18 protein-coding genes are annotated in these 15,240 nt (G+C 41.9%); 1 reads left to right on the top strand and 17 read right to left on the bottom strand.

Annotated elements, in window-relative coordinates; all coding sequences use genetic code 11:
* Positions 1-108: 108 nt before the first annotated feature.
* Complete coding sequence (rnc, locus tag WDA22_15200; protein MFA5834822.1) at positions 109-879, bottom strand: ribonuclease III; 771 nt, start codon at positions 877-879, stop codon at positions 109-111.
* A gap of 230 nt (positions 880-1,109) precedes the next feature.
* Here rnc and WDA22_15195 point away from each other — a divergent pair, with 230 nt between their 5' ends.
* Positions 1,110-1,427: a hypothetical protein gene (locus tag WDA22_15195; GenBank protein MFA5834821.1), complete on the top strand. Its 318-nt coding sequence runs from the start codon at positions 1,110-1,112 to the stop codon at positions 1,425-1,427.
* A 207-nt stretch (positions 1,428-1,634) separates the two neighbouring features.
* On the opposite strand, the gene WDA22_15190 is transcribed toward WDA22_15195, so the two are convergent.
* From WDA22_15190 to plsX, 16 genes are all read right to left on the bottom strand, one after another.
* Entirely contained in the window at positions 1,635-2,558 is a 924-nt protein-coding gene (locus WDA22_15190) for a hypothetical protein (GenBank protein ID MFA5834820.1), read from the bottom strand.
* Complete coding sequence (locus WDA22_15185; GenBank protein ID MFA5834819.1) at positions 2,551-2,922, bottom strand: hypothetical protein; 372 nt, start codon at positions 2,920-2,922, stop codon at positions 2,551-2,553. The genes WDA22_15190 and WDA22_15185 overlap by 8 nt, the downstream gene beginning before the upstream one ends.
* Before the next feature lie 4 nt (positions 2,923-2,926).
* Positions 2,927-3,337, bottom strand: coding sequence for a hypothetical protein (locus tag WDA22_15180; GenBank protein ID MFA5834818.1), 411 nt, complete (start codon positions 3,335-3,337; stop codon positions 2,927-2,929).
* 624 nt (positions 3,338-3,961) lie between these two features.
* Positions 3,962-5,521: a 4Fe-4S binding protein gene (locus tag WDA22_15175; GenBank protein MFA5834817.1), complete on the bottom strand. Its 1,560-nt coding sequence runs from the start codon at positions 5,519-5,521 to the stop codon at positions 3,962-3,964.
* Between the two features lie 10 nt (positions 5,522-5,531).
* Entirely contained in the window at positions 5,532-6,458 is a 927-nt protein-coding gene (locus tag WDA22_15170) for a DUF362 domain-containing protein (protein ID MFA5834816.1), read from the bottom strand.
* Between the two features lie 24 nt (positions 6,459-6,482).
* Positions 6,483-7,046, bottom strand: coding sequence for an ECF transporter S component (locus WDA22_15165; GenBank protein ID MFA5834815.1), 564 nt, complete (start codon positions 7,044-7,046; stop codon positions 6,483-6,485).
* Positions 7,047-7,431: 385 nt separating this feature from the next.
* Complete coding sequence (locus tag WDA22_15160; protein MFA5834814.1) at positions 7,432-7,704, bottom strand: hypothetical protein; 273 nt, start codon at positions 7,702-7,704, stop codon at positions 7,432-7,434.
* Positions 7,705-8,433: 729 nt separating this feature from the next.
* Positions 8,434-9,690, bottom strand: coding sequence for a beta-ketoacyl-ACP synthase II (gene fabF / locus WDA22_15155; protein MFA5834813.1), 1,257 nt, complete (start codon positions 9,688-9,690; stop codon positions 8,434-8,436).
* A gap of 180 nt (positions 9,691-9,870) precedes the next feature.
* Positions 9,871-10,104 (bottom strand): acyl carrier protein, encoded by a 234-nt coding sequence (locus WDA22_15150; protein MFA5834812.1) that lies wholly within the window; start codon positions 10,102-10,104, stop codon positions 9,871-9,873.
* Positions 10,105-10,226: 122 nt separating this feature from the next.
* Complete coding sequence (gene fabG, locus WDA22_15145; protein ID MFA5834811.1) at positions 10,227-10,979, bottom strand: 3-oxoacyl-[acyl-carrier-protein] reductase; 753 nt, start codon at positions 10,977-10,979, stop codon at positions 10,227-10,229.
* 132 nt (positions 10,980-11,111) lie between these two features.
* Positions 11,112-11,681: a DUF3109 family protein gene (locus tag WDA22_15140; GenBank protein MFA5834810.1), complete on the bottom strand. Its 570-nt coding sequence runs from the start codon at positions 11,679-11,681 to the stop codon at positions 11,112-11,114.
* A 15-nt stretch (positions 11,682-11,696) separates the two neighbouring features.
* On the bottom strand, positions 11,697-11,981 hold the full coding sequence (locus tag WDA22_15135) for a type II toxin-antitoxin system RelE/ParE family toxin (GenBank protein MFA5834809.1): 285 nt from the start codon (positions 11,979-11,981) through the stop codon (positions 11,697-11,699).
* The gene (locus WDA22_15130; GenBank protein MFA5834808.1) at positions 11,969-12,148 is read right to left on the bottom strand and encodes a hypothetical protein; all 180 of its coding nucleotides are present in this window, start codon (positions 12,146-12,148) and stop codon (positions 11,969-11,971) included. The genes WDA22_15135 and WDA22_15130 overlap by 13 nt, the downstream gene beginning before the upstream one ends.
* 21 nt (positions 12,149-12,169) lie before the next feature.
* Positions 12,170-13,075: an ACP S-malonyltransferase gene (fabD, locus tag WDA22_15125; protein ID MFA5834807.1), complete on the bottom strand. Its 906-nt coding sequence runs from the start codon at positions 13,073-13,075 to the stop codon at positions 12,170-12,172.
* A gap of 81 nt (positions 13,076-13,156) precedes the next feature.
* Positions 13,157-14,149, bottom strand: coding sequence for a beta-ketoacyl-ACP synthase III (locus WDA22_15120; protein MFA5834806.1), 993 nt, complete (start codon positions 14,147-14,149; stop codon positions 13,157-13,159).
* Positions 14,146-15,168: a phosphate acyltransferase PlsX gene (plsX, locus tag WDA22_15115; protein MFA5834805.1), complete on the bottom strand. Its 1,023-nt coding sequence runs from the start codon at positions 15,166-15,168 to the stop codon at positions 14,146-14,148. Before plsX ends, WDA22_15120 begins: the two co-directional genes overlap by 4 nt.
* Positions 15,169-15,240: the final 72 nt, after the last annotated feature.

The following is a 15,240-nucleotide window of genomic DNA, read 5'->3' as shown; positions in this document are numbered from 1 at the left end:
CAGGAAAAAAAGGACAGATTCAAGATTACCGTCTCACGATTCAGTATAAATAAACTAACCAATAAGCCTTGAAACATGAATCTTGAAACCTGAAACATGAATCTTTTTTTACTCTTTCTGCAACTTCCCCACCGCTTCTTCCGCTGCTGCTTGTTCTGCTTCTTTTTTGTTCTTCCCGACTCCGATTCCCATCGGATCGTTCCCCACCAATACTTGGATGGTGAAAGTCCGGTCGTGATCGGGTCCTTCTTCTTTCAACGTTTGATAGCGCGGAATTCCTTTTCCCTTTGCCTGCGAAAGTTCCAACAATTCACTTTTGAAATTCTGGTCGCTTTCTTTCAAATATCCGTTCGCGAGGGCAGACGATAAGCGTGTGAGAATAAAATTTTTTGCATTCGTCATCCCGCCGTCCAAATATAACGCTGCAATAATTGCTTCGTATGCATCGGCAAGAATGGTGTCGAAACCTTTTTCCTGCACACCGGCGGAGTTGGTATGCGTCAGCATAAACTTCTTCAGATCGATCTCTTTCGCACAAAATGCTAGCGCCTTCCTGTTCACCAATCGGGCGCGAAGGATCGTCAACTCCCCTTCTTCTTTTTCCGGATACTGTTCAAACAGATACTCTGCAACAACAAAATTGAGGATCGAATCGCCGATAAATTCCATTCGCTCGTTGGACTGCAATGCTTCTACAGGAGAAATTGGGATGAATGAGCGATGTACCAATGCGCGAACAAAATAATCTTTGTTCCGAATTGGATAACGGAGTGCTGATTCTAATTGGTTCCAGTCAACGCGGGAATAGAGAACGTGGAGTTTCCGGTCAGAACTGCCGAAGAATGAGCTGAGAAATTGACGAAATCGCGAAAAAAACACAAACTGTTCGAGTTAGTGAGATTAACCTGTTCGCGCCAAAAGGTAGGACGGGATACCATACCGTCCTTATATGGATCGAATCCTTGTATTCGACCTACATAAACTTTCTAGTGTGAACTGTTGATTGGAATAAATATAAGAAAAATTAAAGAGATTTGCCTGCACAGAAACCTGTTTCCTCATTTACTCCCATTGCTTTTTCAATCGGTTAACAAGATGTTCAAACTATAATGAAACATCCTTTTGAACATCGTAAACAACCCCTTCTATCGAAACATTTATGCATGCAGCGATTGGTTTTTTCCATAGCACTCGGGGTTGGACTTATTGTCATTTCACTTTCTACAGGAATGGCAGGATACCACTGGTTCGAAGGATTATCATGGATAGATGCATTTGAAAATGCGGCAATGATACTTTCAGGGATGGGACCGCTGGCTCAGCCACAAACGGAAGGTGGAAAATTTTTTGCAGGATTGTATGCCCTATACAGTTGGACTAGCTGTACTTTTAATTGCTGGTGTTATTTTCGCCCCCGTTGTGCATAGATTTCTTCATCGATTTCATATTACGGACGGAGACTAAAGCACTATTTACTATTTTCACAAGTAAATTTAGAACAAACGATTTGATATTCCTTCCAATCGTTGAAAGACTTAGAAAATTCTCTTTTATGATAACCATCTATCATATAAACATATAAATACTTTATGAAGTTATGTAATTCAGTTCAAAAATAAGTTATTTAATGGTTTTTAATTTTCTTTATTTTTCATTAGTTTCTTTAATAAGAGAAAACTTAAATTATTTTTAACTCTTATGTTTATTGGGTCAATAATAAATTTTTCAATTTTGAATATGGATTCCCTATCCTTAATATGGCATAGTTGTTTTTTATATGTCGTAATATTTAAAATAGCTTCTAGTTTGTGCGATTTCGATTCAACACTGACATCGGAACAAATTATAGATCCAATCCCACCACACTCTCTATCACGTTCACTTTCTACATACATTTTATGATAACTACCAACACGTTTATCGGGTAGAAAAAATATTTCTTTTTTCTTACCATCAATAACTTGGCGCGCAGAGCTATTTGGGTTTGAAATGATTTCTTCTAATGAGAGATCCTTAGATTCTATAATATTCATTGAATGAAGCCAATTCCACTTTCCTTTGTTTAATCGATAAACGATACTTATACTTATATTGTCTTCATCTATACCAAATATTTCACGGAACATCTTTCTTAAACGATTAAGCAAAAACTCTGTTTCAGGAAGGATATCTAAAATATGATCTTTTTCCAATATCGTACCAATTTCCAACTTATGCACTGTTTTTAAAGTATTTTTCGTCTGGTTTATTATTGCTTCATTAAGAGTTTGCATAATATTTAATAATATAATTTGACCCTTGTCTTTTGCTTGAGAATTATAATAATCTGCAATACTTTTAAATAAGGCAAAAATAAATGTCGGTACAAATAAAAAAGAAATGAGCATCTCATGAATCTTCAGAAAAGGTGAATTGGTGTGATCAATAAATGAATGATAAAATGCATTAGAAAATATTATAATGCTGGGGAGAGTGATAATCGCTAAACTAAAAAACCACTTTTTCAAAAAATAATCATAAATTTTTCTCAAAAGAGTTATTTTGCCACTTCTATTCATAAATTTTAGATTTTATTTTTTCAGACTTATTCCTTTTAGTAGAAACTAATCTCGATTGTAAGATAAAAGAATTTGTGAAGATATTTTTGCGAGAAACATTTAGAAATGGAAGGTCTTGAATAAAAGGTTTGCAAATCGCTCTGAAAGATTCATTTTCAAGAAGTATTTCGTTCACAGCCATTAAAATTTTGCGCCTATATCTAATATTCTTGTTGGTAACTATATAATCATCCTCAATAATATTTGGATTATTTTGCAATATTTCGATAAAGTCACTTTTAATTGTCTTATAGATAGAAATCGAAAAATATATTGAAGATGTTAACAAGGAAACTATTGCAATAATATCTAAAAGAGAAATCATATTTTTATTCTTTCATTTTTATATATCGATAAGATTTCATTCCAAAAATATAAATTAATGAGGCTAGGAAGATTGACATTTCTACTAAAAATACGTTATTAAAATTCATTGGTGTTTCACGTGAGCTAGATATTTTAACGTATAAAAACATTGATATTAAAATTATTACGCCCGAAGGGACATAACAAAATACATTTTCTTTTCCCTTAATATTCTCCCTTTCCCAATTTTCCACCAAATGGTCGAGAGCTATTCCCCCTACAACAGCAACTGAAAAAAATAAGTAAACACCATCTGCAATAAATCTTCCCCAATCAATATCGTTGTACTGTTGTATGAATCCACCCAAATAGATGAAACCTAGTTGTAACAATCCAAGCAAAGTTGTACCCAATGTCCAAGCCAAACCTTTCATTATACTTCTAACAGATTCTACGAAAAAACTTTTCTTCATATTAGCGAAATAAATTCGGGAGGTGTGTATTGATAAAGATAAATTTTAGAAATGTTGAGATGATAAGATATGTCGCACAACAGGTTATTTGATTGCAAATGAACGTCTTCAAATTTTTTATAAAAAAATCGATTCCTACAAATCAAACACAAATAATTATTAGGCAAAAATGATTTTCCAATATTATAACAAATTTACCACACGCAAATATATACTTTCCCTACAAAATACACAATACCTGAATTCTGGTATATCCGAAATAGATGCCCATCTATTGGAGAACTAAGAATTTCCTTTGTTTATAGGCAAATAGAGCTGAATATAATACCTTCGACAGTTGAATTACTGAAAAAACCGTTGTTTACAATGAATCCTTTTCTAATATATCAAATAAGTGAGGGAATTATTTATTGAAGTACTAATACGCGTATTGTTTTTATTAACAGTCTTACTAATTGAGTGTTGTGTGTTTAGGGGATCCGAGTTGTGGGATTTCAAAAATCAAAGTTATGCAACGATAAATTACTTAGTGGCTCCCAATGATATATATCTTACCCATATATCTCGGTGGGTTAGGCAATTACATCAGAATGGAAATTCCTGCGGTGTCGCTTCCTGTGGTTCAACTCGTTTTTCTTCCCTCTTCTTTGCGGTCTGGTGAACGACATTGGGTGTTACATAAATCGCTTTGCGCGGCGTGGTGGGGCAGGCATGTTCGCACGCACCGCAGCCGATGCAGTAGTCATTTTCGAGTTGCGGAATGTGCAGTGTTGTTTCAAACGGAACCAGCTTCACCGCTTTGGTGGGGCAGCGTTCGGAGCAGGCGCCGCAATCTTTTTTCTGAACTTCAACAATGCAGTCCTCTTTCACAAACACCGCTTTGCCGAGCTGCACAAGTTTTTTCTCCGGCAGCGTCAGTTTCTCAATTGCACCGGTAGGGCACACTTCCCCGCAAATCGTACAGTCGTAATTGCAATAATTCACGTTGTAATCCATTTTCGGTTGAAGAATTCCGGCGAAACCGTATTCCAAAAAGGAGGGCTGCAGAACGTGCGTGGGACATGAACTAATGCACAAATGACAGGCAGTGCAATGATCTTCGTAATGTTCCTGCGCTCTTCCGCCGGGAGGAACGACAGGTGTTCGTTTTGCTTCCGAGTATCCAGACAAGAGAGGAATAGAGGGGGGAACAATTGTCTGCAATCCGGTCGAGTCGAACAGTACTGAAGAAAGAGAAAGAAGAAGAATCCGGCGGTCCTGTTCTTCTTTTATTGTGTGTGCGGATCCAGGCTTCGAACGCCGCTGCATAGTATAACCCATGCCGTCGGTCGGACAGGAACCGATGCAGTCAAAACATCCCACACATGCAGCGGCATCAATCGTTCGTGCTGCGCAGTCGATGCATTGCGCGCGGCAAACCCGTTCGCACAATCCGCAATCGATGCATGCTTCATTCTGGATTCTGATTTTATAGAATGAGAATCGCGACAGCAGACCCAAGATCCCGCCGACCGGACAAAGCAGATTACAGAAGAGTCTTCCTCTCCAGACCGTGAAGCCAATAATCAGCAATAGAAATAAGAACGGCAATGCGACATTCCACATCGACACACCAGGGAGCGGAATTTCTGCAACACCGAATGCGCTTGTTGATGTAAAGAGCATTGCAGCAATATTATTCATCCCAATAACAAACGGACGTACAAGTGATGAGAGTATTCTTCCATAATTGCTGAATGGCTCGAACAGATTCAGCAGAAACATATTTCCACCAACCGCGGAGAGAATAATTAGTGCAGTGATGGAATAGTGAGCAAAATAATTTGTTTTGTGAAATGGAAATGTGCGGTGTTTATAATTCTTCTTACGGAACCAGATGATGATATCCTGCAGTGTTCCGAGGGGACAGAGATGGGAACAATAAACTCTTCCGAAGAGGAGCGTGAGAAGAGTAACAAATAATAATCCTATCACAACGAATCCGATAGATGAAATCGTTGCAATCAACGCAGGTCCAAACTGCAGCGCTGTTACAACAGCTTTCCATGACGGCGGAATACGATTGGTAATATCAAGAAAGAGTGCGGATACGACAACAAGAGTGATCGATGAGACGGTGATCCGAACTCTCCGCCATGTATGCACGGAGATCACGCTACAACGAAATTTTTTTGATATTCAGTCCCTCAAGCGACATCCGACCGACCTTTTGTTCTTCAGCAATGCGCAAGTAGCGGATATCATTCGGCTCAATACCGAATAATTTTGCCCCTGCCGCATCAATCGTCATCATATCGGTGGAGATCAATAGTGACTTCATCGTAACGACATCTTCCTGCGAAACGCCGCGCGGTCCATTCCGCTTCATCACAAAATAGGCATCCATAATGTTCAAATCGGGTTTGCGATACGGCGCAAAATCCGCAATGCATTGATGAAGATCGTTTCGGTGCCACTCCCCGCGGTCCCACACGATCCCCATCAGATTTTTCATTGCCATCGTCAGCTGGGTTGAGCCGTGGCTTTTCAGTATCGGCACATTAATGAAGACATCCGATTCAAGAATCAACTCGTGCACTTTTGTCTTTTTTAAATTCTTTGCGCCGCTTACCGACACCGGATGATAATATCTTTCGGTGTTTCCTGGAACAATTTTTCCTCCGGCGTCTTTCACTGCCCGCTCAATGCCGCTGTGACTGTAAGAGCGTTGCCAATTGTCGCACGTATTGTCGAACACGACGACTTCCTTCGCTCCCGCTTGATAACACTGCTTAATAATCTCTTCCACCAATCTCGGATTGGTATTTCCTCCCCGCTCCGGCGTTACATCCCAGCCGATGTTCGGTTTCACCACAACGCGCTGACCTTTTTTCACAAACGTGCTCAAACCCCCCAGTGCCTCCATCCCTTTCGCAAACATCACATCGGGTTCTCCTCCTTTCACAGCAACAAGGTCATACGGAATCGTTTCACTCTGTCGTGCTGAAAGCAAATGCGGAGAGAGCAACTGCACTCCAGCTATATTCGCTCCGGTCAATGCCGAAAAACCAATTCCTTTTTTTAGAAATGTTCTGCGGTCCATAGGATGCTCCTGCGGTAATAAAAATTACTCTGTGTTATCCTTAGAATATTTTCGCTTTATAATCCATTGTGCAACAAACGGCAGCGTCACTATCTGCAGGCATGCGGGTATTATTCCCGGCAGAAGTGCGGCGCTGAAGTATTCTATCTCCCCGATCGCCGCTCTGTGTGAAATGAGCACCAACAGAACGAAGACAATTCTTCCGGCAATAATCGATGCAGTAATTGAGATGAACGAATTTATAATGTATCGTTGACGAAGCAGTCCGCTGACAAATCCGTACACGAATAGCTCCGCAGTCATCGATGGAAGAATATTCGGAAGAGGATAACCGGAGAGAAGAAAACTGAGGAGCGGTGCAAGCGCACCGGTAATCGCTCCCGAGCGCCAGCCGTATACCATTCCCGCAAGCATCACCGGCCAATGCATCGGCAGCAACATGCGTACAGGTGCGTGAAGCAGATGAGCGATGATCGGCAACACGACTGCTGATGCAAGCAAAACTGCTTGAACGACCAGTGCTTGAGTTCCGCGAAATGGTAATAACAACGGTTGTGCCGTAATGAGTGAATTGTGTTGATGAGACATGCAGCCTCCGTATGATAGGATTGACAAACTGCAGAAAAGTGCGAACGGTGAGATTTTTTTGCAGTGAGAATTTTCTCAATGTTCGCGAGAATGGGATGAGCGAATATTCACCGAACAAATGCATCCAGCTCGTAACCTATATTGGGACAAAGGTAGGAAAAAGTCCGTACGTCAGCAACGGAAAGGGAAAGACAATTTTCGTAAGGACTCCAGCAATCGGATATATTTATCTGCAATTGATACTGCTTCGATTGTTAAAACTGACCGTCATCTATACGATGACGGTCAGTTTATTTTATTTCTCTGTGCCTCTGTGTCTCCGCGGTGAAAAAAAAATAGAGATTTATTATCTTACATCTGACAGAGTGTCTGCTACTACACCCATTTATTGTTCGTCACTGCTCATTTTTTTCGTTTCACACATCAATATTTCTTCGTACGTGTCCATTTTTTGTCCGTCACGCCTCATTGTGTGATTGTTCAATCTCATTCTGTCATCATCACATTTCATTGTTCCGAAAGCAGAATCCATTCTGTTGTTGTCGTAAACCTTTGTGAGGCTGTCGCAGTGTGTTTTTTGGTCGTTACGATTCATTTTTCCGCTGTCACTGTTCTTTCTTTCGTTGTCGACTGACATTGTTTCAGTTTCGTAATTCATCTTTCCGACGTCAAAAGTCTAAGTTTGGCTCTCACAATTCATTGTTTCGTTGTTACAGTTCATTCTGTCGCTGTCGATATTCATTGTTTTAGAACGAAAGTGAACGCCACCTTTACGATGACGGTAACGTTATTCTGTATCTCCGTTGTTTAAAATAAATTGACCGATCGGGAGATCGGTCGTACATTTCTTCTCTGCGCCTTAGCGTCTTTGCGGTGAAAAAAAAAGGATGGATTACCGTCCGGTCTGACATTTCATCTTTGCGCCATTGCGGTAAAAATAAAAAGGACATTTCTTCTTTGCTCCCTAGCGCCTTTGCGGTGAAAACTAAAAAGGACAGATTACCATCCGTCCCGACATTTCTTCTTTGCGCCATTGCGGTAAAAATAAAAAGGACGGACTTCCGTCCGTCCCAACATTTCTTCTTTGCTCCCTAGCGCCTTTGCGGTGAAAAAAAAAGGACGGACTTCCGCCAAAAAACTGGCGAACAAGCGCGTCCGTCCCGACATAATGGAATAACGTTTTTGTTTATTCGCTGAACTTCTTGAATGCGAACGTCGCCCCGTCAAAAAACGTCGGGACTATTTTTGTCACTAGTCGCTAAATTTCTTGAATGCCAAGGTAGCCCCGTCAAAGAACGCCGGGACAACGTAAAGATTCATTAATCGACAAATTTCTTAAACGCGAGCGTCGCCCCGTCAAAAAACGTCGGGACGACACATTGTGCTGTTAGGAGGAAAACTTCTTAAACGCGAGTGTCGCATTATGGCCGCCAAAACCGAATGCGTTGCAGATTGCCGCGTTGACGGTTTTCTTGATTGCTTTATTCGGAACATAATTCAAATCACATTCCGGATCGGGAGTATCGTAATTAATCGTCGGATGCACCTCATCCGTTACAACACTCATGATCGTTGTAATTGCGCCGATAACTCCGGCGGCACCCAGCAAATGACCGATCATCGACTTTGTGGAATTGACCACAAGCTTTTGTGCATGATCGCCAAACACCGTCTTAATAGCATTTGTTTCATACTTGTCATTATAATAGGTAGATGTTCCGTGCGCATTTACATAATCGATTTCCGTCGGCTGTAATCCTGCATCGGCTAACGCCATTTTCATGGAACGTTGTGCACCTTCGCCACCCGGTGACGGCTCGGTGATGTGGTAAGCATCGCCGGTAAATCCCATTCCGGCAAGTTCCGCATAAATTTTTGCACCGCGCGCTTTAGCGTGTTCTAGTTCTTCAAGGATCAATATTCCTCCCCCTTCACCCATCACAAATCCGTCGCGGTCTTTTTCAAACGGACGGCTCGCTTTTTCGGGAGCATCGTTCCGTTTGGAAAGAGCTTTCAGCGCATTAAATCCGCCGATACCCATTTCGCAAACACCTGCTTCGGAACCGCCGCAGACCATCATATCAACAACACCTCGCTGAATGAGCATTAACGAGTCACCGATTGCATGCGATGCGGTAGCGCACGCGGACACGGTAGCATAGTTCGGTCCTTTTAATCCATATTTAATTGAAATACGTCCCGCAGCAATATCCGGAATCATCATCGGGATAAAGAAGGGACTGATATGCTGTGGGCCTTTTGCCGCAAACATATTTCCCGTTTGGGTTTGGAATGTTTTAAATCCGCCGATACCAGAACCGAAGACAACCCCGATCCGCTCTTTATTTTCAAGCTCAAGATTAGCACCGGAATCTTTGATCGCTTCTTCCGCAGCAGCAAGCGCGTACTGTGTGTATTGGTCGACCCGTTGCGCCAATTTCCTATCCATATAATTGTGCGGATCGAAACCTTTTAACTCTCCGGCGAATTTTGTTTCGTATTGCGTGGTATCAAAATGTGTAATGTTGGCAATACCGCTTTTTCCAGCAAGCGCATTTGCCCAAAACTCTTTCACAGTTAATCCAATGGGGGTAACCGCACCCATGCCGGTAACAACAACGCGGCGCATTTGACGAGAAGCCATAACACTTTCCTTACTGTTATAAATAACTCAATTTTTCACCCCTCAATGAACATTCGGAGTGTACATCACCGTTCCCAATCGAAGATTGGGAACGAGATCGCTGCAGTGCGTAAATAGAAAACCACAACGCTACAGAACAGACTGTGAATTCCGCAACGGTGTGGTTCTAAGATGAAAAAATTATTTCTTTGAAGAGATATACGTGATCGCATCACCAACGGTGCCGATCTTTTCTGCATCTTCATCCGGAATGCTTAAACCGAATGTCTTTTCGAATTCCATGACCAATTCAACTGTATCCAACGAATCTGCGCCGAGGTCATTGGTGAAGGATGCTGTTTCGGTTACTTGTGCTGCATCAACGCCAAGCTTGTTGACGATGATATCTTTTACTTTTGCTGCTACATCTGACATAGTATATCTCCTTTAAAGGTTGCTGAATTGTAATACTTTTTTCTTTGAAAAAATATTGTATTAATGTTCTCTCTGTTCCCCTTGATTGTACCAATGAACCGATGACGCAATGATTCAATTCCTTACATTGCCATACCGCCGTCAACATTAATCGTCTGTCCGGTGATATAATTTGAATCGCTTGACGCCAGAAAACAAACAACCGAAGCAATTTCTTCCGGTTTTGCAATCCGCCTCTGCGGAATGACGGTCAAGATAGCTTCTTTTTGCTTTTCATTCAACTTTTCCGTCATATCCGTTTCGATGAATCCGGGAGCGATACAGTTTGCCTGAATATTGCGAGAAGCTAGCTCTTTAGCAACAGATTTCGTGAATCCAATAACTCCCGCTTTAGAAGCGACGTAATTTGCCTGTCCCGCATTTCCCACCACCCCCACAACTGAGGCAATATTGACGATTTTGCCTGATTGTTGACTCATCATCTGTCGGCAGGCTGCTTTTGTAAAATTAAAAACACTCTTAAGATTGGTCGTGATGACATCATCCCAATCCTGCTCGCTCATCCTCATCAACAATCCATCTTTGGTGATACCGGCGTTATTGACAAGAATGTCGAGTCTGCCAAACTCTTTTATCACCGATTGTACAACTTCATCCGATTGTTTTGTGTCTGCGGCATTTGACTGAAATGCTTTCGCTTTGCGACCGAGTTGCTGAAGTTCGGCAACGAGTGCATTTGCTTCATCCACTTTGCTTCGATAAGTAAATGCTACTTCGGCGCCAGATCGCGCAAGGTGAAGAACGATTGAACGTCCGATGCCACGCGAACCACCGGTGACTAGAGCAACTTTACCTGTAAGGTTATAATTTATCATTTAAAAAATACTCTATGTTGATCTTGTCTCTGTTTCAGGATTCATGGTTCAGGTTTCAGTCTACCGTTGACGAATACGTGAATCATGAAACTTGAAACTTTTTTTTCCTGAACTTCTGTTTTCAATCCAACGTCATTTTACTGAAGGCTGATATGCTTTTAGTTGCTGATATCCCTCTTTCCCCAACACATACTCCAATTCCGCTTTGCATGAATCAACAAGCGTTGCATCGGTATCCCGAACGATCGTACAACATTGCGTTTTGCCATCCTGATAATCATCATACGTCAATATACCACCATCAACAACAATGGGAAATGCGACGCAATAGTACGGTTTGATCTTCCACGGATCATTGTACTTTTCTGCACTGACCAGCTGAACGCTGCATCGTCCATCTTTACGAAGGAAAACGCATTTGTTGTTAAACACTTCTGTACCAACAGCGTGACCGGATGGAAAATCCGCATCTTCTTCTATTCTGTTGTCGAACCAAACGGCATCATTGGTTGTCTGCGTTTCATCCATCTTCAGTTTTACTTCATCTTTATGCTCAATAATCACATCGCGATCGGATGGATCCAAAAAAACGCCGGATGAACAGCAGGTGGTTTCACATTGATACGGTCCGCACCCTTTTGAAAATCCTTTTTCAAAAAGGACCGGATCTATTTTGTATTTTCCAATGGTAAGTTCACTCATTCAAAAAGGGAGCTTTCATTTAATATTCGTGATCCGTGAAATACCGAAAGAATATCTATTTCTATCGTCATTCACCACTTTGTATATAATTCTGTAATTTTGGAAAATCAGCTCGCGAATATTTTCGTTATCAAATTCAGGAACCATGCGCCCTAACCGTATCGAAAAAGACAAAACCAATTCCTTTTCAAACACCTTCAACACAAACAACGAAGCGTATCGTACAGAATCTTTTGCAATAAACTCTGCAATATCATTAATATCTTGAATTGCTTGGGGTGTCCACCTTACGACAGCCATTTGGTCAATTGCTTTTTTGCTTCATCGGATGAAAAGGTATTATCCTTTTCAGATTGTTCAAGCCCGTTCTGGACTTTTTGTTTGAACACCAATTTTTCTACAAGTTCATCAATAGTGAACAAATCGGGAAACTCTTTTAACGTTTTCATGACAAAATCTTTTGTCATATCAGCCTCCGACAAATCATACTACAATTTTACATCACCGGCTTTATCAATTCCAGAAATTTCCGCTGTTGCTACCGTCCTTTTCACTAATCCTTGTAACACTTTCCCCGGACCAATCTCGACAAATTTTTTCGCACCGGCGGCGGACATGTTCATTACGGATTCTTCCCAGCGGACAGGACTTGTTACCTGTTCAAACAATAACTTTCGTATCTCATCCGCTTGCTGCACCGGCTTTGCCGTAACATTGGCGTAGACAGGAATTTTTGCATTCCGTATTTCTGTTTTGTCCAGTGCATCTTTCAGTGTATCTTTTGCACTTTGCATCAACGGGGAATGAAATGCGCCGCTCACAACAAGTTCCTTCACCAATTTTGCGCCGCGTTCTTTGGCAAGCTCCATCGCTTTGCGAACACCAGTTACTGATCCGGAAATAACAATCTGTCCCGGTGAATTAAAATTTGCCGGCTGAACAATGCCTGACGCAGATGCTGTCGCGCATACCTCCGTGACAATTTTTGGATCAAGACCAACAACGGCAGCCATCGTTCCGGGATTTTCTTCGCCGGACTTCTGCATCAACTCGCCACGCAAACGGACGAGTTTGATAGCATCGGCAAATAAAATTGCCTCTGCTGCCACAAGAGCAGAATATTCGCCAAGCGAATGGCCCGCGACCATTGCCGCATCTGATGGTTTCACCAGATTCCAAAGAGCAATACTATGCAAAAAAATCGCCGGTTGTGTATTCTTTGTCTGTTTTAATTCTTCTTCCGGTCCTTCAAAGCAAATCTTCGAAAGTGAAAACCCTAAAATCGAATCTGCTTCATCAAAATATTTTTTTGCTACAGGAAATTGTTCGCAGAGATCTTTTCCCATCCCAACATATTGCGAACCTTGTCCTGGAAATATATACGCTAAACTCATAATCAAATAAATAATGCAGAAAGAAAAATAGTGAATGCATAATGTTATTCATCATTATGCATTCGCCATTCACAATTGCTGTTAATATGCCCACTTCACATATACCGCACCCCACGTGTATCCTGCTCCAAAACTTGCCAGGATAAGATTCTGTCCCTTCTTCACTTTTCCCGCATGCCACCACTCGGATAAACAGAGTGGAATTGTTGCCGCTGTCGTATTGCCATATTTGTCGATATTGATCATCACTTTGGATTTATCAATTCCCATCCGATTGGCCGTCGCATCGATTATACGCAAGTTTGCTTGATGCGGAACAAGCCAATCAATATCAGCACCGGTGAGTTTATTACGCTCCAATATTTCTGCTGAAACATCGGCCATACCTATCACCGCAACTTTAAACACTGCTTTTCCATCTTGCACCAAATAGTGCATCTTTTGATCGATCGATTCGTGCGTTGGAGGATTCAAACTTCCTCCCCCTTTCATATAGAGATATTGACCACCGCTGCCATCCGAATATAATTTGTGGTCAAGCACCCCAAGTGTTGGATCACTGCTCGGTTCCAACAACACTGCACCGGCACCATCACCAAACAAAATTGCGCTGTTCCGGTCGGTGTAATCCATGATTGAGCTCATTTTATCCGCACCAACAATAAGCACCTTTTTGTATGCGCCTGTTTCCACTAATTGTGTGCCGACAGAAAGAGCATAAACAAATCCTGAACATGCTGCAGAGATATCAAATCCCCATGCTTTTTTTGCCCCAATCTTTTCTTGCAGTACGCAAGCGGTGGCAGGGAAAAACATATCGGGAGTAACGGTCGCAAAAATGATCACATCAATCTCCTCTGCCCCAATACCGCGATTCTTTAAAAGCATTTGCACAGCAGGGATGGCAAGATCGGACGTTGCACCGTTTTCAAATATGCGGCGCTCACTGATACCGGTGCGTGTGCGGATCCATTCATCATTCGTGTCGACCATTTTTTCAAGATCGAAGTTCGTTAATACTTTTTCTGGAACGTAATGTCCTACTGCGGTTATTGCTGCTCGTAATCTATTCATTGTCCTTGTAGTTTCTCTTGAATGTGCTGATTAATTTTATATTGTACTACTTCTTCTGCCCGATACAGCATGTTCTTGATCGCTTTGGGAGGCGAACCGCCGTGTCCGATAATCGTCACGCCATTCACTCCCAACAGAGGAATGCCGCCGTGTTCCGTATAATCCATATCCTTAAAGATCTCGCGAAGCGATCCTCGCAATACTCCAATCATCAATTTGTTCAGGATGCTTTTGTCAGCAAATTTCTTGAATTGAAATTTCAAATATCCAGGAATGCTTTCGGCAAATTTCAACAAAACATTTCCGACGAATCCATCGCATACTACAACATCTGCATGTCCCTTCAAAACATCGCGTCCTTCTATGTTGCCAATGAAGTTCATTTTTCCTTTTCGTTCGGAGATATACTTAAACGCCTCTTTCGCTAATTCATTTCCTTTTGTTTCTTCCTCACCAATATTCAACAATCCTACACGGGGGTTTTTCTTTTTGAACATGTATTCGGAATAGATACTTCCCATCACGCCAAACTCGAACAAGAATTGCGGACGGCAGTCGGAAACTGCGCCGGCATCAACAATTAATGTCGGGCCTTGTTCGCTGGGGAAAATTGCTGCAACGGTCGGGCGGCTGACACCAGGAATTCTTCCGAGAATCAATGTGGATGCCGCAGTAACAGCGCCGGTGTTTCCCGGCGAAACGAATGCGTCAACAGCACCTTCTTTATGCAAGGTGATTCCTTTCACAAGCGAGGAATTCGGTTTCGTTTTGATTGCAACAACAGGGGAATCATGCATGTCGATCACATCAGGAGCGTGAACGATGGAAAAATCCAAACCGGATACGTCAAGCTTCTTCAGCTCGGCATTGATCCTGGGTTCATCGCCGACTAATACCACGTGGAAACGATTGTTACTTTGGCGCAGACTTTCGACGGCGCCTTGTAATTCGTTCGCTGGAGCAAAATCGCCCCCCATGGCATCTAAGGCTATGCGAATTTTTTGTGTCGGTTGATTCAAAACGATCGCAGTAATTGTGAATGGTTATGTACAAAAAAGCCACTGCAGAAATCTTCGGCAGTGGCTGATATT

Source organism: Bacteroidota bacterium, from assembly GCA_041658205.1.
GTDB lineage: Bacteria > Bacteroidota > Ignavibacteria > UBA10030 > UBA8401 > UBA8401.
The sequence above is the reverse complement of the archived record's forward strand: the minus strand, read 5'-3'. Positions and strand labels throughout refer to the sequence as shown.

What these genes read in the sequence shown, in the direction of transcription:
- WDA22_15195 (MFA5834821.1), top strand. Translation starts at nt 1,110, where the DNA reads ATGAAACATCCTTTTGAACATCGTAAACAACCCCTTCTATCGAAACAT.
- WDA22_15140 (MFA5834810.1), bottom strand. Translation starts at nt 11,681, where the DNA reads ATGAGTGAACTTACCATTGGAAAATACAAAATAGATCCGGTCCTTTTT.
- WDA22_15185 (MFA5834819.1), bottom strand. Translation starts at nt 2,922, where the DNA reads ATGATTTCTCTTTTAGATATTATTGCAATAGTTTCCTTGTTAACATCT.
- fabF (MFA5834813.1), bottom strand. Translation starts at nt 9,690, where the DNA reads ATGGCTTCTCGTCAAATGCGCCGCGTTGTTGTTACCGGCATGGGTGCG.
- WDA22_15150 (MFA5834812.1), bottom strand. Translation starts at nt 10,104, where the DNA reads ATGTCAGATGTAGCAGCAAAAGTAAAAGATATCATCGTCAACAAGCTT.
- fabG (MFA5834811.1), bottom strand. Translation starts at nt 10,979, where the DNA reads ATGATAAATTATAACCTTACAGGTAAAGTTGCTCTAGTCACCGGTGGT.
- WDA22_15120 (MFA5834806.1), bottom strand. Translation starts at nt 14,149, where the DNA reads ATGAATAGATTACGAGCAGCAATAACCGCAGTAGGACATTACGTTCCA.
- WDA22_15130 (MFA5834808.1), bottom strand. Translation starts at nt 12,148, where the DNA reads ATGACAAAAGATTTTGTCATGAAAACGTTAAAAGAGTTTCCCGATTTG.
- fabD (MFA5834807.1), bottom strand. Translation starts at nt 13,075, where the DNA reads ATGAGTTTAGCGTATATATTTCCAGGACAAGGTTCGCAATATGTTGGG.
- WDA22_15170 (MFA5834816.1), bottom strand. Translation starts at nt 6,458, where the DNA reads ATGGACCGCAGAACATTTCTAAAAAAAGGAATTGGTTTTTCGGCATTG.
- WDA22_15180 (MFA5834818.1), bottom strand. Translation starts at nt 3,337, where the DNA reads ATGAAAGGTTTGGCTTGGACATTGGGTACAACTTTGCTTGGATTGTTA.
- WDA22_15165 (MFA5834815.1), bottom strand. Translation starts at nt 7,046, where the DNA reads ATGTCTCATCAACACAATTCACTCATTACGGCACAACCGTTGTTATTA.
- WDA22_15135 (MFA5834809.1), bottom strand. Translation starts at nt 11,981, where the DNA reads ATGGCTGTCGTAAGGTGGACACCCCAAGCAATTCAAGATATTAATGAT.
- WDA22_15190 (MFA5834820.1), bottom strand. Translation starts at nt 2,558, where the DNA reads ATGAATAGAAGTGGCAAAATAACTCTTTTGAGAAAAATTTATGATTAT.
- WDA22_15160 (MFA5834814.1), bottom strand. Translation starts at nt 7,704, where the DNA reads ATGAATTACGAAACTGAAACAATGTCAGTCGACAACGAAAGAAAGAAC.